Consider the following 20,178-nt stretch of genomic DNA (forward strand, 5'->3'; position numbering starts at 1 on the left):
TCGGGTCGTTCACTTTATAATCTGATCTATCGAAGTGCTCTTGCATAAATCCATTAATAAAAATCATTTTACAAAGTAAACTTCTCTTAAGTAGAGTGTTGCACAGTGTCGTAGTGCCAAACAGTGTCAATGAGCGCCAATTCGTACCACTTTAAAATAAGGACGTATATATCTACATTTCTTTGTGCCTGCAAGCGGATGTAAACAGATAATTATGTTGGTACGTAGTTTCTCAATTATGTATTTAGTCGCCTATGTATATACAAGCGTAAGGGTGTGGATAGATGCAGATGAGGATATAAAATTACATAGTTGCATAAGTGCAGATTTACAGATCTGAGTTTGTACACAAATAGGTCTGATAATGCAAATTTATTTGTATACCTACCTAAAGACAGATGTACATATGTCAGTATTCAAGTAGTGTAATACGTGCTTAAGTGGCTATATAACTATCTACAAAATTACATATGTATGGGCGATAGTTGATAAGTATCTATCTATGTAGAGATATAAGTGAATAATTAAATAGAGTTAAAAATGAAAACAGAACACAAAACAGTATTCATTGCTTTTTCTTCCCAAAAGGGAGGTGTAGGCAAAACCACCTTTACGGCACTTGCGGCCAGTACACTACATTATCGTCTTGGCTACAATGTAGCCGTATTCGATGCTGATTTTCCACAACATAGTTTAATGAAAATGAAGACTCGTGATTTGGCTATGGTGATGGAAAATGAGTTTTTAAAACGGGTGGCATTCAAACAATTTACGACTATTAACAAAAAAGCTTATCCGATCATTCAGCATAAAGCAGAAGGTGTATTGGAGGCTGCGCATGATTTTTTAGAATCCACTTCCGTTCCGGTTGATTTTATCTTTTTTGACCTTCCGGGAACAGTAAACACTCCCGGTATTTTGAAAGCTCTGGCGGGGATGCACCATATTTTCACGCCTATTGTAGCAGATCGTGTAGTTATGGAAAGTACACTCATTTTTACCCAGCTGATGAAGGATGTTATTATGAAAAAAGGAGAAACCTCCATTGAAACCATTAATCTGTTTTGGAATCAGGTAGATGGTCGTGAACGCTCGCCCTTGTACGATGTTTATAATAAACTTATTGATGAGTTGGACTTAAGTCTAATGCAATGTCAGATTATGAACAGCACACGTTTCCGCAAGGAGAGTGAAGCCAATGCCAAAACTGTTTTTCGATCAACTTTAATGCCTCCCGATGAACGGTTGATGAATGCTTGCCGCTTAGACCAGTTTATGACGGAATTTTTAAGAATCGTTCAATTGTAATAGTATGGAAAAAGACAATAAGAAAAAAGCAATTCCCGAAATCAACGAAGAGTTAATGATGAATCTGATGGTAGATGGAGTAAAAAAGGAAGGATTGGAACTTCCGCTGGAAGAACGCAAAGCTCCGATAAAACCATTTCAGGAAAAGCCTTTAGCGAAGGAACGGAACAGAGGAAAAAAAATAAATGATCAGGATTATGAAAGCATATTTTTCAAAAGGCCAGACACCAATGCCCGTGATGGTAAAACGGTATATATCCGACCGGATTTCCATGAGAAACTCTCACGGATTGTACAGGTAATAGGCGAAGATAAAATAACCATTTATGCCTACTTAGACAATCTTCTTGAATATCATTTTCAGGAGTTTGGAGAGCAGATTATCACAACTTTTAATGATAAATACAAACCTATTTTATAATTATGGAAACACTAATTGTAATATGCCTGCTCATTGTTATTGTGCTACTCCTGGAGGATAAGATCGTTATCAGAAAAATGACAGAACAAAAAACAAAGCATGGAAAACCTAATCCGAAGTTACCCGATATTATGGGGCAGCCAAAGTCAATGAGGAGCCTTTCAGTGCCAAAAAGTGCTATCGAAAGCCAAAGTAAAAAGCGGAAACATGAAATGAATAATTTTGATATTGAAATCGACGAGGTAGATGTCGATATACAAATTCCGCAGGAAGAACTGGATGAAGTTTTTGGAAATATGCCTGATTTTGAGGAAGAGGAAGTAGAATGGAACAGGTACGGAATATCTGGTGGGAATAACGGTTTTGCCCAAGGGGTTACCTTTGAAGAATTAAGTTCCGTGGGGATGTTGCTGCAAAAAGAAAATTTGGAGCAATCTCAAAAGGAAACAGCGGTTGCTATAGTTCAGAAAATACAGGGAACCGAATTATTCAGCCTACTGGAAAATTCCATAGAAAATGCTTCCCGTAAAATAGCCGAGCTATTAGACAGTAGTCTTACTTCTGATGCGGATGCTGGTTCTTCCACTTTGCGGAAAAATGATTTGGAGGAGTTTGATATTGGGGAGTTTGTATGAAACTCGCTCATAAAACCCTCAAAAATTAAAACACCAAACGGTAAAAGTTTGGTGTTTTTTATGCATAAACACTCACTACAAACCACTCACTGCCAAATCATTCCTTTGAATGCCACTTTATTATAGCACCCTGATTTCTGAAACATCTTTGTCCCGAAAGTCCGCAAGGTGCGGGTTAACAATAACAAATTAATGTGTTTCAATTATGGAAAAACAGAGAAAAAAAGTTTTGCTGGCAGCCGTGGCAATGCTGCCAGGAATTGGTGTGTTCGCACAGGAAAACGGTTCGGCAGGTATCAAGTGGCTACCCAAATGGTGACGTCTTATTTCGACCCCACACATAGCTCATCTAAGCCATTGGAGCTGTGGTCGGTCTCTTCGAAACTGCAACCATTCTTCCTTTAATTCTTTGTCATATGACTAATTACAATATCAACAAAGGCATCGGAAAAACGGTGGAATTTGAAGGGCTGAAAACACAATATATATTTATTTTCGCTGGCGGACTACTAGGGACACATCCTGGTCATTTTAATTGGAGAGGCTATCTGAAAAGTCAAGACAGCCTCTCCTTATATTCGGGTAGATTATAAATACGTAAATCTTACAGTGCTATTTTTTTTTAGATATCAGACTTATATAAATATCAACTTGCACAACAACTCAACTTTGAAGCGTCTTTTCCGAATGTGATAGCTGCTAATTTTATTCCTTCTCCTAATGTCAAATATGGATAAAAACTCTCAGCTAAGTCCTTTACTGTTATTCCGTATTTTATAGCCATACTTAATTGTTGAATAAGTTCTCCGCCCTCTGGTGCTACTATTCTAGCTCCTATTAGTTTGTCTGTCTCGGTGTTGCGAATAAGTTTTATAAAACCTCTTGTGTCATTTGCTGCAATGGCTCTCGGCACATCTTTCAATTCTATTTTAGAAACTTCAAACGGAATATTTTGTTGTTCTGCTTGTACTTCATCCAAACCGGCACCTGCAACTTGTGGGTCGGTAAATACTACCCATGGCAAAGAAGTGTAATCTGCTTTATTTTCTGCTCCAGAAAAAGCATTTTCTACGGCAATTTTTCCTTCAAAAGCGGCTGTATAAACAAAAGCAGGTGTATTGGTTACATCGCCTACGGCATAAATGTTTTGCAAATTAGTTTCCATTTTTTCGTTTACCGAGATATGTCCCGTTTTGTTCAATGCTAAACCGATGTTTTGCAATCCTAGTTTTTGTGTATTGGGTTTTGTTCCTGACGCAACTACTATTTTTCCTTTTTCTATGATTTGTGTAAACGAACCGTCAGGACATTTACAATGAATAATCGTTTCGTTTCCTTGTTTCTCAAATTTAACAGCTCTGAAATTGGGTAAAATTTCAATGCCTTCATTTCGCATTTGGTTTTCCAATACTTCGCTGATGTCAGGTGTTTGTGTTCGCAAAACTCGGTCTGTAAATTCTATGATACGAACTTTAACGCCTAAACGATTATATGCCATAGCTATTTCCAAACCAATGTAACCTGCTCCCATAATAGTGATGCTTTCGGGCTTTTCTTCTAAATCAAAAAGCGAAACATTGGTCAAGTAGCCAATTTCATTTAATCCTTCAATGTTTGGAATATTGGTAGTAGCACCAGTTGCAATGATAAATTTCAAGGAAGTATATTCTGTTTTTCCATCAACAACAATTGTTTTGTTGTCCTTAAACTCCGCCCAACCTGTAATCATTTTTAGGTTTTCAAAATCGCTTACCACATCCATATATTTTTTTCCTTGAAGTGTGGCAACTAATTTTTTCTTGTCTTTAATAACTTGTGCAAAATCAATATCAACTCCTTTGGGTTTAATACCTTCAAAGTTGGAATGGGTAGCGTGATAAGCCGTTTCGCCTGCACGAATTAGGTTTTTAGAAGGCACGCAACCCACATTGACACAAGTACCGCCAAAGCCCAAACCACCGTTTACCATTAAGGTAGTCAGCCCCAAACTCTCTGCTTTGATAGCTGCCGAAAATGCAGCCGAACCACCACCAATAATTATTAAATCAAAGTGATTATTCCCACTGTTTCCATTTTCTGGGATTTCACCTTTTACACGATAGTTTTTTGTACCGTTGATGGTATTGATTATTTCTTCCCTGCTTGTTTTTGAAGGGTCAAAAGAACATTCACAAGTGGATTTTGGATAGCCTACCTTAGCTTCTGTTACTCCTTCATTTTTTGAAAGAAGTTTTTCAATTCCTGTGGCACAATGGTCGCAGGTCATCCCTACGATGTCAAGTTTTATGGTTTCTTTGTTCATTACGCTTTCTTTTTTTGAGTTTCTTTGATGATTTCAGCTTTATAGCCTATTTTTTCAACTATCCTAATGATAGTATCAGGATTTGTTTTCTTTGGGTCGTATTGGATGGTTGCCAAATCGCCCGGATATTTCACTTTGTGTTCAATAATGCCGTCCACTTCTTTGAGGGTATTTGAAATGTGGTTGGAACAACCTGTACAAGTCATTCCCGTGATTTTCAGTTTCACGGTTTTACCTTCTTGTTGTGTTGTGTTTTCCTTTTTTACTTTACTGTCAGTCGGTTTGCAACATTGGGCATTGACCTGAGTAATTCCAATTAGGAACAAAGCACTCAATAAAATCAAATTCTTTTTCATTGTGTAATTATTTAATTAAATTCTTAAATATGAAAAGCAAAAAAATACTATTTCTTGCCAACTACTTTGTAACCTGTACCGTTGATGGCTTCTTCAATTTGAGCCAAGCTCACTTTAGTTTGGTCAAATTTCACTTTGGCAGTTGCTTCTTCGTAACTCGCATCTACCTTAACAATACCTGGCAACTTATTTACGTCATTTTCTACGTGTGAAGCACAACCATTGCAAGTCATTCCTTTTACATCAAAAGCTACTGTTTGGATGTCCGAAGCATTGACGATTACAACTTCTTTTTTATCGTTTGAAGGGTATAAAATCTGTGCATAGTATGGAAAAGCAAGCATTAAAACAGCAAACACGGTTACAATTCCTAAAAATGTTTTGGTCTGCATAAAAGGTTTCTTTTCGTCTTCTTCGCAATCGCATTGGATTTCTTCGGCTGTTCTTGGTTTGAGTTTCTGATACCAAGCAAAGCCCAATACCAAAACAGTTATACCAATAAGATAAGGTCTTGCAGGTTCCATCCACGAAAAGGTAGCTGCCACTCCTGATGCTCCTGAAATAAGAGCCAATACAGGTGTTATGCAGCAAAGTGATGCTGCTATTGCCGAAAGCACTCCCGCTCCGGCAAGTTTGTTGTTTTTCTTGTTCATACTGTTTCCTTTTTTGAATTGTTAATGTGTTTAAAAAATGGTCGAAGTAAAGTCAGTTGCTCTTGTTTCAAAGAGTAGAAAATGGTCTGTCCTTCTCTTCTTCCTTCAATGACGTTTCCGTCTTTGAGTTTTCTAAGATGTTGGGAAACGGCTGGGATACTCATTCCGAGAATGTCTGAAAGGTCGCAAGGACAGAGTTCGTTTTCTTCTTCTAAGAGAAATAAGATTTTCAACCTTACTTCGTTTGCTGCCAATGCTAAAAGTCCACTCAGTTGACTGAATGCCTTGCCGTTGGCTTGAAGTATTTCCCGACAATTGTCTATTTGAACCTTGTCGGCAAACACTCTGATACACGATTGATTGTTTTCCATAATTTTCCTGTTTAGGATTTAATAACGCAGCAAAGATACAAATAGTTTTCTTATTTAAGCAAATGATTAAATGTATTTTTCAACAGCTCTTAATTTTTGTATTCAGTGAGTAATTTAGCTCATTTGGTCACACACCGCCAAACAATTCCACTTACTGTCACTTTGTTATAGCGCCTCGTTTTCCGAAACATCTTTGTTCCGAAAGCCCGTAAGGTGCGGGAAGACAATAACAATTTAAAATGTTAAAATCATGGAAAAACAAAGAAAAAAAATCCTGCTGGCAACAATGGCAATGCTGACAGGCTTCAGTGTGTTGGCACAGGGAGACGGTTCAGCTGGTATCACCGAAGCCACACAAATGGTTACGTCCTATTTCGATCCTGCCACACAACTCATCTACGCTATTGGAGCCGTGGTAGGTCTCATTGGAGGGGTTAAAGTGTACGGTAAGTTCAGTAGCGGAGATCCCGATACAAGCAAGACTGCAGCAAGTTGGTTTGGTGCGTGTATCTTCTTAATCGTAGCCGCTACCATTTTACGTTCATTCTTTCTTTAATCCCTTGCCTTATGAATTACAATATCAATAAAGGCATCGGAAGAACAGTAGAATTTAAGGGGTTGAAAGCACAATACTTGTTCATTTTCGCAGGCGGACTGCTTGGTACACTGATTCTTGTAATGATAATGTATATGGCTGGCGTAAACTCTTATATCTGCCTGTTGCTTGGAGCAGGCGGTGCTTCGCTGATTGTATGGCAGACCTTTTCATTGAACAAAAAGTATGGGGAACACGGGCTGATGAAAATTGGGGCAAGAAAAAGACACCCACGATATATCATCTGTCGCAAGCCGTTACACCGCTATTTACAGTTCACTTCTAAATCGAATGCCTTATGAGAAATGTAGCCAAGACCACTACGCTGGAAAATAAGTTTCCCTTACTTGCGGTAGAAAACAATTGTATTCTGTCAAAGGATGCAGACATTACCGCTTGTTTTGAAGTACGTTTGCCGGAACTCTTTACGGTGGCTTCTGCGGAATATGAAGCCATTCATTCCGCTTGGCACAAAGCAATCAAGACGTTGCCCGATTATACAGTTGTCCATAAACAGGACTGGTACATCAAGGAAAACTATGCGCCCGACATTGCGGATGATAGTTTGAGTTTTTTGGGTAAATCTTATCAGCAGCATTTTAATGAACGTCCTTTTCTTAATCATTACTGCTACCTGTTCCTAACCAAGACCACTAAGGAAAGAATGCGAATGCAGAGCAATTTTTCATCGCTTTGCAAAGGTGCTCTTATACCAAAAGAAATCAGGGACAAGGAAGTGATCCATCGTTTCATGGAAGCCGTTGGACAATTTGAACGTATTGCAAATGACAGCGGATTTATCGGTTTGCGACGTCTTACAGAAGAGGACATCATTGGTACGGATGAAAAACAGGGGTTATTGGAACAGTATCTAACGCTGTCGAGGGAGGTCGGGACACCAATGCAGGACATCGGATTGGGAGCTGAGGAAGTACGTGTTGGCAACAAAAGATTGTGTCTGCACACCTTATCCGATACAGACGACTTGCCCTCAACAGTATCAGCAGATACCCGTTACGAAAAACTATCTACCGACCGGAGCGACTGCCGTTTGTCGTTCGCTGCTCCAGTGGGCTTGCTATTAAGCTGTAATCACATCTACAACCAATATCTATTTTTGGATAACAGTGAAGACAATCTGGAAAAGTTTGAGAAGTCCGCAAGGAATATGCACTCATTGGCTCGTTACAGTCGTGCCAACCAAATCAATAAAGAATGGATAGAGCGTTACCTGAACGAAGCACACAGTTTTGGACTATCGTCCATCAGGGCACACTTCAACATTATGGCTTGGTCAGATGATCCCGTTGAATTTAAACAGTTAAAGAACGACTGCGGCAGTGCTTTGGCACTGATGGAATGTAAGCCCCGTCATAATACCACGGATGTGGCTACGCTCTACTGGGCAGGAATGCCAGGAAATGCTGGCGATTTTCCAAGTGAAGAAAGTTTTTATACGTTCATTGAGCCTGCTTTATGCTTATTCACAGAAGAAACCAACTATCACAATTCATCATCGCCATTTGGGATCAAGATGGCAGACCGTCTGACCGGAAAACCCATCCATTTGGATATTTCCGATTTGCCAATGAAGCGTGGCATTATCACGAACCGGAACAAGTTTATATTGGGTCCTTCAGGAAGTGGTAAGTCTTTTTTTACCAACCACATGGTTCGGCAATACTATGAGCAAGGTGCACACGTCCTGCTTGTGGATACGGGTAACTCGTATCAGGGGTTATGTGAACTTATTAAGGGGAAAACCAAAGGCGAAGACGGGGTTTACTTCACTTACACAGAAGACAATCCCATTGCCTTCAATCCTTTCTATACTGATGATGGTGTTTTTGATATTGAAAAGCGAGAAAGCATCAAAACGCTGATAGTGACCTTATGGAAGCGTGATGACGAACCGCCGACCCGTTCCGAAGAAGTAGCATTATCCAATGCGGTAAGCGGCTACATTGAACGTATCAAACAAGATGAGGTATATCCTTCTTTCAATGGATTCTATGAATATGTTCAGGGCAATTACCGTAAGGTATTGGAAGAAAAACAGGTTCGGGAAAAAGATTTTGATATTGCCAACTTCCTGAACGTACTGGAACCTTATTACAAAGGAGGCGAATACGATTACCTGCTCAATTCCGATAAACAGTTAGATCTGCTTTCCAAACGCTTCATTGTGTTTGAAATTGATGCAATCAAAGACCACAAAATCCTCTTCCCAATCGTGACCATCATCATCATGGAGGTGTTCATTAACAAGATGAGAAGACTCAAAGGTATCCGCAAACTCATACTGATTGAAGAGGCTTGGAAAGCGATTGCCAAGGAAGGTATGGCAGAATATATAAAGTATCTCTTTAAAACGGTTAGGAAGTTTTTCGGTGAAGCTATTGTAGTAACACAGGAAGTCGATGACATCATCCAATCGCCCATTGTCAAGGAAAGTATCATCAATAATTCCGATTGTAAAATCCTGCTCGACCAGCGCAAGTACATGAATAAGTTTGATGACATACAGGCTATGCTTGGACTTACAGACAAAGAAAAGGCACAGGTACTTTCCATCAACATGAATAATGATCCGTCACGGCTTTATAAGGAAGTGTGGATTGGCTTGGGTGGAACCCATTCGGCGGTATATGCCACAGAAGTGTCTGTTGAAGAATATCTTGCCTACACTACCGAAGAAACGGAGAAAATGGAAGTGATGCGGCTTGCCGGTGAACTGGGCGGGAATGTAGAGCAGGCTATCAAGCGGATAGCTCTGCAAAGAAGAGAAAAGTAAAACAATTAGTAATCATTTAAAAATCGAAGAACAATGAAAAAAATAATGTTCATGGTGTGTACAGTTCTAATGTTGGCTGTAGCACCGTACGCAAAAGCCCAATGGGTGGTTACCGATCCTGCAAATCTGGCTTCAGGCATTCTTAACAGTGCCAATGAAATTGTACAGACTTCAAACACGGTATCCAATGTTGTTAAAAATTTCAAGGAAGTGGAAAAAGTGTATAATCAAGGCAAAGAATACTATGATAAGCTGCAGGCCGTCAACAATCTAGTAAAAGATGCCCGTAAGGTACAGCAGACTGTACTGCTGGTTGGTGATGTTTCAGAAATGTATGTTCAGAATTTTGGCAAAATGATGAATGATCCCAATTTTTCTGCCCAAGAATTAATAGCTATTGCCAATGGTTATGCAGCACTGCTTAACGAAAGTACCGAACTGCTGAAAGAACTCAAACAGATCGTAAGTTCTTCCAGTTTGTCATTGAATGACAAAGAGCGTATGGATATTATTGACCGTGTGTACAAAGAAATTAAGGAATACCACAGCCTTGTACGCTATTATACGAACAAAAATATATCAGTAAGCTTTCTAAGGGCAAAAAAACAGAATAATAGTAAAAGAGTACTCGAACTCTACGGAACCGCTAACCAAAAATACTGGTAAGCTATGGAATTTAATAATCTTCACGAAGTCCTGCGTTCCTTGTATGATGAGATGCTGCCGCTGTCCGCCGATATGGCGGCAGTGGCTAAAGGAGTGGCTGGGTTGGGAGCCTTATTCTATGTAGCTATTAAAGTATGGCAAGCACTAAGCAGGGCAGAGCCGATTGATGTGTATCCTTTACTGCGTCCTTTTGCTTTAGGTCTTTGCATCATGTTTTTCCCATCCATGATACTTGGAACAATCAATGCAATCCTTAGCCCGATAGTGCAAGGGACGCATGCCATCCTCGTAAATCAGGTGCTTGACCTGAACGACCTACAGACCAAAAAAGACCTATTGGAACGGGAAGCTATGCTTCGAAATCCTGAAAACGCCTATTTGGTATCGAACGAAGAGTTCGATAAAAAGCTGGAAGAATTGGGCTGGTCGCCATCGGATCTAGCCACGATGTCTGGGATGTATATGGAAAGAGGGATGTACAGCATTGAGCAGTCTGTAAAAAACTGGTTCAGGGAATTGCTGGAAATTCTATTTCAGGCAGCTGCTTTGGTGATTGACACCATACGTACTTTCTTTTTGATTGTGTTGTCCATTTTGGGTCCGATAGCTTTTGCCATATCGGTCTGGGATGGATTTCAGTCCACGCTTACGCAATGGCTTACCCGATATGTCAGCGTGTATCTATGGCTGCCCGTAGCAGACCTGTTCAGTTCCATGCTTGCCAAGATACAATCCCTTATTATAGAAAGGGATATCGAAATGCTTGCTGACCCGACTTTTATTCCCGATACCTCAAATACTGTGTATGTGATTTTTATGATCATTGGCATCGTGGGGTACTTCACCATTCCGACTGTGACAGGCTGGATTATTCAGGCCGGCGGGGCTGGAAACTATATGAAGCAAATAGAGAGCTATGGAAAGAAAGCAGGAAACCTTGCAGGAGCGGGAGCCGGTTCAGCAATAGGAAATATCGGCGGCAGGCTAATGAGCAAATAAAACAATTAATTATTCAAGAAAATGGAATTTAAAACGCTAAGAAATATCGAAAACAGTTTCAGGCAGATAAGATTGTACGCTATCGTTTTTGCTATACTCTGCACAGGAGTGGCAGGATATACCATATGGCAGTCCTATCATTTTGCGGAGCAACAACGGCAGAAAATTTATGTATTGGACAATGGAAAATCGCTGATGCTCGCACTTGCACAGGATGCATCTATCAACCGTCCTGTCGAAGCAAGGGAACATGTAAGACGTTTTCACGAACTGTTCTTTACGCTGGCTCCCGATAAGAATGCTATCGAAAGTAATATGAGACGGGCGTTTAATCTTGCCGATAAAAGTGCCTTTGATTATTACAAAGACCTTTCGGAAAAGGGATATTACAACCGTATTATATCAGGTAATGTGCAGCAACGTATAGAAGTGGATAGTGTGGTCTGCAATTTCGACAGGTATCCCTATGCGGTTCGCACCTATGCCAAACAGTTCATCATCCGTTCCAGCAATGTGACTAAACGTAATCTGGTTACTTCCTGCTATCTGGTCAATTCCGTCCGTTCGGACAATAACCCGCAGGGCTTCAATATAGAAAAATTTTCGGTGGTCGAAAACAAGGACATTGAAGTCATCGAACGCTAAAAATAATCGTATGGAAACATTTTCAGATTTAAACACTTTCGCTATAAACCTTACCGAAAAAGGATATAGCGGTTATTTCCACACTCAGGGAGCGTATCCCGGAAAGCTAAAAGACAGTATCTGTGAATACCTCGAAAGTTGCCAAAAGGGTGCCGACAATTTGCCTAAACTGGAATTGTTGCTGACAAGCTATCTGCAATGGTCGGGAGAAGATAAGCCTCGTGTAGAATGCAGTATGTGGGTAAAATACCTGAACGGCAAATTCTCTCTCAACAGAATGGAGGTAGCAAAAAAAGATGGCTTCGGACAACTGATGAAAAAATCAGCTCTGACAGACCTTTCTATACTATCCGTACCCAAAGCGATTGCTTCAATCGCTTTGGTTAGTGAAGAACCGAAGCAAGAGGCAGAAAAAAGTCCAAAGCGTTTCAAGCTATAACAAAAGAAATTAGAAGGCTATGAAAAAATTAAGAGCAACTATGGAAAGGTACTTTGACAAGCTGGATGAACGTTGGCGGGTATTGCCAATACAAAAACAGCATCAATGTATGCTGTACTTCTTTGTGGGTTATCTGTTACTTACTGCGGGGGTCATTAGCAAAGTATGGTATGAAACTTCAAAGTCCCGTAACGATATAGGCATTGAGCATATCGAGAACCCCATCCACAATAAAAATGAAAGTCCTACAAAATTGCAGGATACATTAACAACAATTTATAAAAATAAGATTTATGAAAGTAAATGAGAACAAAAAAACGGTTGTTCGGGTAACGGAAGGTAACCCAGCAGCAACCGATGATGTACTGCAAGACAGTACACAGGACAAAATTCAAAAGCTTAAAAAGCCACTCATCTTTGGTTTGATGGGTATTGTGTTCCTCGGCTGTATGTACCTGATTTTTAAACCATCTTCCGAAAAAAAAGAAATGGAGAAAATCGGACTGAACGAAGTCGTACCTCAGGCTACGGATATAGGAATGCCTGCCGATAAGGGTAAGGCATATGAGGAGGAAATGCTGGAACGTAAGAACGAGGAAAAACGAAACGATCTCACATCTCTTTCTGATTACTGGAATACAGACGAAAAAGGTGAACTGGGAGAGGAGCTGGCTGAAGAGGAAGAAGGCTATAACAGTGTCAACGGATCTGGAAAACAAAGTAATCCAGTTTTGAACAGTTACCGCAACGTGCAAAGCACATTAGGCTCTTTCTATAAGGAGGATAATTCTGAAACGAAGGAACTCCGTAAGCAATTGGAAGAATTAAAGGAAAAACTGGCTGAGAAAGATGTTCCAGCCAGAGTAACAGTAGATGACCAATTGGCATTAATGGAGAAATCCTATCAGATGGCTGCAAAATATCTTCCTTCAGGCACAAATACGGGAGAAGCAGTACCTGCCAATGGTGTTGTTTCTAAGTCTTCTTCTTCTACTAAAAAAAAAGAGCAGTTTGTGGCATTCACTTCTACAAGAAAGAACACCGTATCCGCCTTGTACCGTGAGCCTACCGATAGTGTCTTTTTAGCTGATTGGAGTCAAAACAAGAACAGCCGTTTTTATACTGCAGGTGCTTTAGAGCAAGTGGTACAATCCAAAAACAGTATCAAAGCCTGTGTACAGGAAACGCAGACCATTATCGGTGAAAGCGGTGTACGCCTCCGCTTATTGGAACCGGCCCAAACGCCTAATCGTACCATTCCCAAGGGAACAATTTTAACGGCTAACGCCAAACTTGAGGGAGGACGTTTACAGATGAAGGTTACTTCCATAGAACTGGACGGAAACATCATCCTGGTTGATATTACTATTTATGATCTGGACGGCCAGCAGGGTTTGCATGTGCCGTATTCGCCCGAAATGAATGCCCTTAGCGAAATGGCAGGCAATATGAGCCAGCAATCCGGTACAAGCCTGATGCTTACCCAATCAGCAGGACAACAGGTTGCCGCTGATTTGAGCCGTGGGGTAGTACAGGGCATTTCGGGCTATTTCTCCAAAAAAGTGAAGACACCGAAAGTTACCTTAAAGGCAGGTCATCAACTGTTTCTTGTCTCCAAAAAATAATGTAAAACATAAATAGAATTAAACAATGAAAAATCATTTTAGAACCTTGTGGGCATTTGCCCTGATCATTGGCTTTGCCATTTCCTCTTTTGCACAGGACAGTGCAAAAACTTCTCTTACATTGGGCAAGATAGAACCGTTCTGTATGGAAGTTACTTATGACAAAACTTCACATCTGATTTTCCCAACTGCTATACGCTATGTAGATTTGGGCAGTGAATACCTTATTGCAGGAAAAGCACAAGATGCGGAAAATGTACTTCGTGTAAAAGCATCGATAAGAGAGTTTGCACCAGAGACAAATTTTTCTGTAATCACCAATGATGGCCGCTTTTACAGCTTCAATGTACATTATAATTCATGCCCAGAGGCATTGAGTTATGACCTGCTATCAATGCAAAAGGCAGTGGATAAAGCGGGCGGGAACGAAGTGCTTTTTGAAGAATTGGGAAACAATTCTCCATCTCTGGCAGGTTTGTTATTGGAAACCATTTACAAAAACGATAGGCGTATTGTAAAGCATATCGGGGCGAAAAGTTTCGGCATACAGTTTATCCTGAAAGGAATATACATCCACAACGGTAAATACTATTTCCATACGGAACTCGTAAATCGGACCAATGTTCCTTTTCAGATTGATTTTATCAATTTCAAGGTAGTGGATAAAAAGATTGCAAAGCGTACCGTGGTACAGGAAAGACCAATGATTCCACTACGCACTTATAAGCCACTGGGTGAAATTGACGGAAAAACAACGGAACAAAATGTATTTCTGTTGGACCAGTTTACCATTGCCGATGACAAGATGTTGTTGATTGAGATTTTCGAGAAGAACGGAGGAAGGCATCAAACCCTTCAAGTAGAAAATTCCGATTTGATTAAGGCTCGTTTGATTACCGATATGCACCTTAAATTTTAGTAATCTATTAAACGTAATAAAAAAATGAAAAAGTATATCTATACGGCGATGTTTATCCTTATAGGCTTCACTATCGCACAGGCACAACGAATGCTGCCTAAACAGAAAGGGCTGGAAGTAAACGCAGGAACCTTATCCGATGACCATTCAGGCAGGAACTACTACCTCAATATCGGTATGACCGTAAACGGTAAAAATGGCAATTGCCAACTTTGGGCTTTGGAATATACGCATCAGTATGGTGAGTATAAAGACTTCCGCTTACCACTGGAAACCTACTCGGCTGAAGGTGGATACAGTTTCTTCCTGCTGGGCGATGCCCGTAGGAACATTAGCCTGAATGCAGCAATAACAGGTGTGCTGGGGTATGAAAGCATTAACCGAGGCGAAACTCTGTTGTATGATGGGGCAAAAATACTGACTGAGGACAATTTTATCTATGGCGCAGGCGGACGGCTGTCTTTTGAAACATACCTGTCTGACCATTTAGTACTGATTCTTCAAGGACGTACAAAAGTTCTGTGGGGTACGGACTTAAAACAATTCCGACCTTCTGCTGGTGTGGGATTGAGAGTTAACTTTTAAAAGATAAAATTATGATAGCATTTTTTAATAAACTCAGACTTGGATTAATGCCAATAATATATGTATTGCTGGCAATTCTGACAAGCTCCGTTACATCCTGTAGCAAAGAAGAACTGGAAATACAAAATGATTTCCCTTTTGAGGTAAAAGTGATGCCCATACCCAAAGAAATTGCTAATGGCAATACTTTGGAAATCAGGCTGACAATACAGCCAACCGGCAATTGTAGTAACGCGCAATACTATCTTCGCTATTTTCAGTTTGATGGACAAGGAACTTTGCAGTATTATGAAGAACCGCCTTATCTGCCCAACGATTTGTATTCGTTGCAGGCGAAGCAATTTAGGCTCTATTATACTTCAAACTCCACTGTATCGCAATCCTTTGACGTATGGATTTCGGATAATTTCGGGAACGAAAAGCAGTTGAGTTTTGAGTTTAACAACAGTGACTAAGATGAAAACGAAATAAATCAAAACCGGCCTGCTGATTTTACGTGCAAGTCGGTTTTTTGATTTTCAACTTTTCTCATAAGATGATTTTGTTTAAATTTATTTGGATTATAATCTTTGTAATTATGGATGCAGTTACCTCTCAATTGGTACTGGGTATTATTTCCCTTGTTATAAGCATAGGACTTATTTACTGGATAAGCCGCAGAAAGTTTTACAGACGTAATATGGCTGGTTTGGAAGGTTTTTCGAGTTTTGAGGCATCTTTGTTTGTCCGCTTCTTGGAACGAATAGGCAAGTGGCTTGCATACGGCTTGATTGTTATTAGCATTCTTTTTTTGTGGTCATATTCAAGGATGAAAAAGGATAAGGAAAAACAACAGCAAGGAGTAAAAACAGAGCTGTCTGTGTAACGTTAATATTCAAAAGCGCAAAAAAAATTAGCTAAAAGATGGATATTAAATTGTTAAATACTTTGTTTAAATAAAAATATATAAAATATTGTTATTTAAATATTTAGGATATATTTGTAAATGTAATTCTATATTATCTATCATAGGCATAGGAACATTTGGTAATTCCGATGTAACTGTTTTTTTAAATTATAAATTTAAGGAATAAAACCTTAAACTGTAAAAGATTAAAATCCAACTCTAACCAAACGGCGTTCTTTTGCTTCTTTTCTTTGGCCGCTGATGTGGAAAGAAAAGAAGTCCCCAAAAACAACAAAAGGGATAATGAATATCCCTTATAAATCAGATTGCAGCCTGTTTGGTAAAATGTGAAGTGAGGAAGTTTGAGTGGGGGCATTTTTCCAAAGTGGCTGTACCGATTTGACGCAAAAAGACTTTCCCGACCATAGGAGGGAGTGTCTTTTTGCGCCCGATTCAGGCTTCTAGGCGACTTTTACGGGATGGGTACGAAAGTTCTTCAGATTGTGAAAAAAGCCCCTATACGGAGTCATACCGTAGCGAAACAAGCTCCATAAAAGCGAACAGCCCATCTGGGTTAAAGAGGAATTGATAAACAAATCCTGTTTCTCCAATGCTTCCGCCAAACTGCAACTCGGTGTGTCGTCCTCTTGTTCGGACTGCTTCAATAATTCTCCAAATTCTTCTGTAATCATTGGCAGGCTTGCCACCGTTTCGTATTTTTCCGAATCGGGTTGGTGAATGTTTCCTATGGTGGATAGCAAAACTTGCCCTGTATGCTGGCTGTTGCCAAAATCTAACCAATATTTCGGTTCGTCCCTGTGGTGTCTATGATTACTAATTTCTTTCAGTATCTCAGCAACCCCAAATCTCGCCTGTACATTGTCCACACAGGTAATGTATATAGTTGCCTGTGCATTTTCTGGTATTCTGCCCAAACTGTCCTTTTCAAACTTTGCGGTTTCGGCTTTCCAATTTGTCCCTGAAAAGCGATTTGCACGGTTGATGAGTGCAACGGATTTGTACAACCCTGTTTCACTTTCTGCAAAACGCTGTCTTCCTAAATTGGCATTGGTCACAGTATCATCATCCCACAAACGGACATTCAACCCTGCGTGTCCCAATTCGATTAAGCTATGGTTCATTTCCATTAAAGCGGTCAAAACCTTTGAGCCTGTGCCACCTGCACCGATTAGGTTTAGGGTAATGGGATTGGTGGGGCTTATCAGATAATTATCGCTAAAATGTATTTTTAGTTTCTCGGTATTCATCACAATAGATTTTTAATGGTTTTGTTGTTCTTTTTTAATACTTCTTTTGGGAAAGCTTCACCTGTTTCAATCAGCTTTTTCCAAAGGCTTACACAATTTCCTTTTATGGGATTTTGTTTTCCTAATAAATGGCTGAAGTAGCTGTTAAAAAAGTAGTCTTCCCATGCACTTATAAATTCCTCTACAGAAGCGGAATTTTTAATATCTATACTTACAGTTCCCATACACACTTTACCATCTTCGTAAATGTTGAAGAAAGGAGCAAAATTCAATGGTGTATTTTCTTTTGGTCTTCTGTCAGTTGCAAGAGCAAATACAGCAAGGCTGTTTTTACTGGCATACCAAAGCATTGGCGGTACATATGCTTTGCCGTTGGGTATGCCCAAACCGTCCACAAAATACAATTGCTGTTCCTGTGCTTTGGTGTACCAAAGCACCGTGCCTTTTTCACTCGGATTGATGTGCAGTATATTGGTCGGCAAAATTCCTTTTGGCTTTAAAAAGTCTTTCTCCTTTTCTTTATCAGTGTGTAAAGCCTTTGCCAATACTTTAGCTTCATTTACGGTTAGTGGATGTGCATTGACAGGATTTCCATTTTTGTCCATATCAAAATGCTCCACGTACATATCTGTATTCGTTCCTTTGGTTTGGTAAAAAACCAATGCGGATTTTGGATGGTAAAGCGTTCCAAAATTCTCGGTTATGTCGTTTACATTGTTCATTTTCTTGTTGTTTTATAATCATACAGTAGTGTGCAGATTTCGTCCAAAAGGGCAAACAGACGGTTCTCAAAATCAAGGTTGGTTTGAGTTATGTTGCTTCCGTCAAAGCGTTTGCAAATGGTCGGTTCTTCCATTGCTCCATACTCGTTAAACTCATTGTTTATACTGTCGGCAAGCCTTTCATACAACCAGCCTGTGGTATCTGCTATAAAGGAGATGTACTTTTCCATTCCAACGGTTTCGGAGTCGTTTTCATCATTATAGGGTTCTTCTTCGGGTCTTGGAGCGTTTCGAAAAATGCTCTCGTGTGGATATTGTGCATAAAGGGCAAAGGCATCGCAAGCCACTTTTTGGCATTCCAAGTCGAATGTGTCACGGGTTTTGAAGTTGTTTAAACGCTGTTTAAATACCTGTAAATTGATGCGATTGAATAGTTTCTGTTCTACTCGTTCGCCTATCCATTCTGCTTTTACAATCTCTGCAATATAGCTGTCCGTTTCTTCGGTATAATCATCCTGTTCGACCCAATCGTTCATCATTTCGTACATCCAATACAGATAGCTGTTTTCCTGTCTGTAATAGGGTATATCGGCAATATGGTACAGATAACTGCAAACCGAAATAAGCAATTGAGCCGTTTTTTTACGCTTTGGGTCATTGAGCATTTGAAAGAGTGGAACAATTGGAATATAGTACAGGGTTGTGCCTGTACTGTATCGTTCTTCGCTTGTAAAAAATGTTTTCTTACTGTCCTGTACCAAACGTAAAGTATCCCAATTGACATTGTTCTTTTTTAACTTGGTTTCAGCATCCCACATAGCCAAAGCCATATTGTAGGGGTAACCGTAATCCTGCGTTTGTAAAGGCTCAATGCCATAATGTTCTGCAAGTTGGGAAAGGGACTTGTAAAAATCCCTCTCCGTTTTTGCAGTTCTCTTACAAGCCTGTACGGATTGCACTGCTTTCAGTTTTGGCAGAAACGTACACTTTAGAAAAGCATTGGTAGCATAGCTATCGGTACAGATTTCTGCTTGTCTTTCCGTACTTCGTTTGTGTCTTTGGCTCTCTGCATCCAATTTGCGAACTCTCCCAATTGTCGGTGAAGTTGCCGTTGTATTTTCTGCTGGGGTATGCTGATAGTTCCCGATAGGATATTGTGCTGCATAGTTCATCATTTTTGATTTTTGGTTTAACCTTTTGTTCCCATTACGCTTTCCAATTTGTATTCTATCCTATCATCACGGATAATAGGGGCAGATACTTTTGCCGTGGTTAGTATGGGATACGTATTGGCGTAAAAATTCAATACCGCTTCCACACTCCAACGTGGTTCGGGGTCGGTCAGTCTGATGTCCTGTCCTTTATCTTTAAGTATAAATACTCTTTCTAACTGTGTTGCTAATAACATAACTCTTGGATTTTGTATTAAACACTAGGTTGTTCTGTTGCAAATAGACCTGTTGAAGAAAACTTGTCTGATAGTTCCGATTTGCGTTTTCGTATCTCGTCCGCTTTTTCGGGGTAGTCGGTAATTTCGGGTACTTTCATCCACGCTTCACGGAATTTGCCCTCTTTTTCCAATTCGTCTGCCTTTGCCATACCATCATTAAACCTCTTATCTTTGGATTCCTGTTCTTTTTTCTCTTTTTCGCCTTTTTCCTTTTCCATTGCCGATTGCTTTTTAGCTTCTTCCAATTGTTTCATAAAGGCTTCCATATTTACCATTAAACCTGAAGCGGTTTGCAAAGGAGCTGTTATCTGCTGAAAAAATCCCTCGTCCAATTCTTCTGCCGTTCCCCTAAGATTAAGTGGTGGTATCAGTTGTTTTGCGTTATCTCCACATTGCTCATTTAAAAGTATTATAGAAACAATAAGGTTGTTTTCTATGCCCTTTGAAATAGTGAGCTGTAAATCTCCTGTAATGCCCATTTGGGCTATCTGATTGAAAAAATTTGTGTTCATCGTTCTAAAATTTAATTGTTTTTACAT

The 20,178-nt window shown here is 39.8% G+C and carries 25 protein-coding genes and 1 pseudogene; 17 read left to right on the forward strand and 9 right to left on the reverse strand.

Features of this window, described 5'->3' with window-relative positions; all coding sequences use genetic code 11:
- Nucleotides 1-540 precede the first annotated feature (540 nt).
- The 4 genes and pseudogenes from DOS84_RS11060 to DOS84_RS19315 all read left to right on the forward strand — a co-directional run.
- Entirely contained in the window at nt 541-1,308 is a 768-nt protein-coding gene (locus DOS84_RS11060; protein WP_111410182.1) for a ParA family protein, read from the forward strand.
- A 4-nt stretch (nt 1,309-1,312) separates the two neighbouring features.
- The gene (locus tag DOS84_RS11065) at nt 1,313-1,729 is read left to right on the forward strand and encodes a DUF3408 domain-containing protein (protein WP_024981707.1); all 417 of its coding nucleotides are present in this window, start codon (nt 1,313-1,315) and stop codon (nt 1,727-1,729) included.
- Nucleotides 1,730-1,806: 77 nt separating this feature from the next.
- Complete coding sequence (locus DOS84_RS11070; RefSeq protein WP_481249176.1) at nt 1,807-2,364, forward strand: conjugal transfer protein TraD; 558 nt, start codon at nt 1,807-1,809, stop codon at nt 2,362-2,364.
- Nucleotides 2,365-2,780: 416 nt separating this feature from the next.
- Nucleotides 2,781-2,879 (forward strand): annotated as a pseudogene (locus DOS84_RS19315) (DUF4133 domain-containing protein); the annotation flags it as partial.
- A 131-nt stretch (nt 2,880-3,010) separates the two neighbouring features.
- Here the strand turns inward: DOS84_RS19315 and merA are convergent.
- From merA to DOS84_RS11100, 4 genes are read right to left on the reverse strand one after another with little or no spacing between them, the layout of a single operon-like run.
- Entirely contained in the window at nt 3,011-4,666 is a 1,656-nt protein-coding gene (merA, locus tag DOS84_RS11085; protein ID WP_111410185.1) for a mercury(II) reductase, read from the reverse strand.
- The gene (locus DOS84_RS11090; RefSeq protein ID WP_111410186.1) at nt 4,666-5,022 is read right to left on the reverse strand and encodes a heavy-metal-associated domain-containing protein; all 357 of its coding nucleotides are present in this window, start codon (nt 5,020-5,022) and stop codon (nt 4,666-4,668) included. The genes merA and DOS84_RS11090 overlap by 1 nt, the downstream gene beginning before the upstream one ends.
- A 47-nt stretch (nt 5,023-5,069) precedes the next feature.
- Complete coding sequence (merTP, locus tag DOS84_RS11095; protein ID WP_111410187.1) at nt 5,070-5,675, reverse strand: mercuric transport protein MerTP; 606 nt, start codon at nt 5,673-5,675, stop codon at nt 5,070-5,072.
- Nucleotides 5,672-6,046, reverse strand: coding sequence for an ArsR/SmtB family transcription factor (locus DOS84_RS11100; RefSeq protein ID WP_111410188.1), 375 nt, complete (start codon nt 6,044-6,046; stop codon nt 5,672-5,674). The genes merTP and DOS84_RS11100 overlap by 4 nt, the downstream gene beginning before the upstream one ends.
- 250 nt (nt 6,047-6,296) lie before the next feature.
- Between DOS84_RS11100 and DOS84_RS11105 the strand changes: the two genes are divergently transcribed.
- The 13 genes from DOS84_RS11105 (at nt 6,297) to DOS84_RS11165 (ending at nt 16,178) form a co-directional block, all read left to right on the forward strand.
- Entirely contained in the window at nt 6,297-6,602 is a 306-nt protein-coding gene (locus tag DOS84_RS11105; RefSeq protein ID WP_024981713.1) for a DUF4134 domain-containing protein, read from the forward strand.
- Between the two features lie 11 nt (nt 6,603-6,613).
- Nucleotides 6,614-6,943 (forward strand): DUF4133 domain-containing protein, encoded by a 330-nt coding sequence (locus DOS84_RS11110; RefSeq protein ID WP_111410189.1) that lies wholly within the window; start codon nt 6,614-6,616, stop codon nt 6,941-6,943.
- Nucleotides 6,940-9,435, forward strand: coding sequence for a TraG family conjugative transposon ATPase (locus tag DOS84_RS11115; protein WP_111410190.1), 2,496 nt, complete (start codon nt 6,940-6,942; stop codon nt 9,433-9,435). The genes DOS84_RS11110 and DOS84_RS11115 overlap by 4 nt, the downstream gene beginning before the upstream one ends.
- 33 nt (nt 9,436-9,468) lie before the next feature.
- A complete protein-coding gene (locus tag DOS84_RS11120; protein WP_111410191.1) occupies nt 9,469-10,101 on the forward strand; it encodes a DUF4141 domain-containing protein in 633 nt (210 codons plus the stop codon).
- A gap of 3 nt (nt 10,102-10,104) precedes the next feature.
- Nucleotides 10,105-11,100 carry a conjugative transposon protein TraJ gene (traJ, locus tag DOS84_RS11125; RefSeq protein WP_111410192.1) on the forward strand — a complete coding sequence of 332 codons (996 nt, stop codon included), beginning with the start codon at nt 10,105-10,107 and terminating at the stop codon, nt 11,098-11,100.
- Between the two features lie 21 nt (nt 11,101-11,121).
- Nucleotides 11,122-11,745, forward strand: a complete 624-nt coding sequence (gene traK, locus DOS84_RS11130; protein ID WP_111410193.1) for a conjugative transposon protein TraK — start codon at nt 11,122-11,124, stop codon at nt 11,743-11,745.
- A 10-nt stretch (nt 11,746-11,755) separates the two neighbouring features.
- The gene (locus DOS84_RS11135; RefSeq protein ID WP_111410194.1) at nt 11,756-12,184 is read left to right on the forward strand and encodes a hypothetical protein; all 429 of its coding nucleotides are present in this window, start codon (nt 11,756-11,758) and stop codon (nt 12,182-12,184) included.
- 40 nt (nt 12,185-12,224) lie between these two features.
- Nucleotides 12,225-12,491, forward strand: coding sequence for a nitrogen regulatory IIA protein (locus DOS84_RS11140; RefSeq protein ID WP_243636368.1), 267 nt, complete (start codon nt 12,225-12,227; stop codon nt 12,489-12,491).
- Entirely contained in the window at nt 12,478-13,809 is a 1,332-nt protein-coding gene (gene traM / locus DOS84_RS11145; protein ID WP_111410196.1) for a conjugative transposon protein TraM, read from the forward strand. Before DOS84_RS11140 ends, traM begins: the two co-directional genes overlap by 14 nt.
- 25 nt (nt 13,810-13,834) lie before the next feature.
- Nucleotides 13,835-14,728 carry a conjugative transposon protein TraN gene (gene traN / locus DOS84_RS11150; protein ID WP_111410197.1) on the forward strand — a complete coding sequence of 298 codons (894 nt, stop codon included), beginning with the start codon at nt 13,835-13,837 and terminating at the stop codon, nt 14,726-14,728.
- A gap of 24 nt (nt 14,729-14,752) precedes the next feature.
- Nucleotides 14,753-15,313, forward strand: coding sequence for a conjugal transfer protein TraO (locus tag DOS84_RS11155; RefSeq protein ID WP_111410198.1), 561 nt, complete (start codon nt 14,753-14,755; stop codon nt 15,311-15,313).
- 11 nt (nt 15,314-15,324) lie between these two features.
- Nucleotides 15,325-15,768 (forward strand): DUF3872 domain-containing protein, encoded by a 444-nt coding sequence (locus DOS84_RS11160; protein ID WP_111410199.1) that lies wholly within the window; start codon nt 15,325-15,327, stop codon nt 15,766-15,768.
- A gap of 122 nt (nt 15,769-15,890) precedes the next feature.
- The gene (locus DOS84_RS11165) at nt 15,891-16,178 is read left to right on the forward strand and encodes a molybdenum ABC transporter permease (protein ID WP_111410285.1); all 288 of its coding nucleotides are present in this window, start codon (nt 15,891-15,893) and stop codon (nt 16,176-16,178) included.
- 482 nt (nt 16,179-16,660) lie between these two features.
- On the opposite strand, the gene DOS84_RS11175 is transcribed toward DOS84_RS11165, so the two are convergent.
- From DOS84_RS11175 to DOS84_RS11195, 5 genes are read right to left on the reverse strand one after another with little or no spacing between them, the layout of a single operon-like run.
- Entirely contained in the window at nt 16,661-17,467 is an 807-nt protein-coding gene (locus DOS84_RS11175; protein ID WP_111410201.1) for a PRTRC system ThiF family protein, read from the reverse strand.
- Complete coding sequence (locus tag DOS84_RS11180) at nt 17,467-18,189, reverse strand: PRTRC system protein B (RefSeq protein WP_111410202.1); 723 nt, start codon at nt 18,187-18,189, stop codon at nt 17,467-17,469. Before DOS84_RS11180 ends, DOS84_RS11175 begins: the two co-directional genes overlap by 1 nt.
- Entirely contained in the window at nt 18,186-19,364 is a 1,179-nt protein-coding gene (locus DOS84_RS11185) for a hypothetical protein (RefSeq protein ID WP_341537930.1), read from the reverse strand. The genes DOS84_RS11180 and DOS84_RS11185 overlap by 4 nt, the downstream gene beginning before the upstream one ends.
- Nucleotides 19,365-19,378: 14 nt before the next feature.
- Entirely contained in the window at nt 19,379-19,597 is a 219-nt protein-coding gene (locus DOS84_RS11190; RefSeq protein ID WP_099715392.1) for a PRTRC system protein C, read from the reverse strand.
- Nucleotides 19,598-19,614: 17 nt separating this feature from the next.
- Nucleotides 19,615-20,151 (reverse strand): PRTRC system protein E, encoded by a 537-nt coding sequence (locus DOS84_RS11195; protein WP_111410204.1) that lies wholly within the window; start codon nt 20,149-20,151, stop codon nt 19,615-19,617.
- Between the last annotated feature and the right edge of the window lie 27 nt (nt 20,152-20,178).

The organism is Flavobacterium aquariorum (assembly GCF_003254745.1).
Classification (GTDB): domain Bacteria; phylum Bacteroidota; class Bacteroidia; order Flavobacteriales; family Flavobacteriaceae; genus Flavobacterium; species Flavobacterium aquariorum.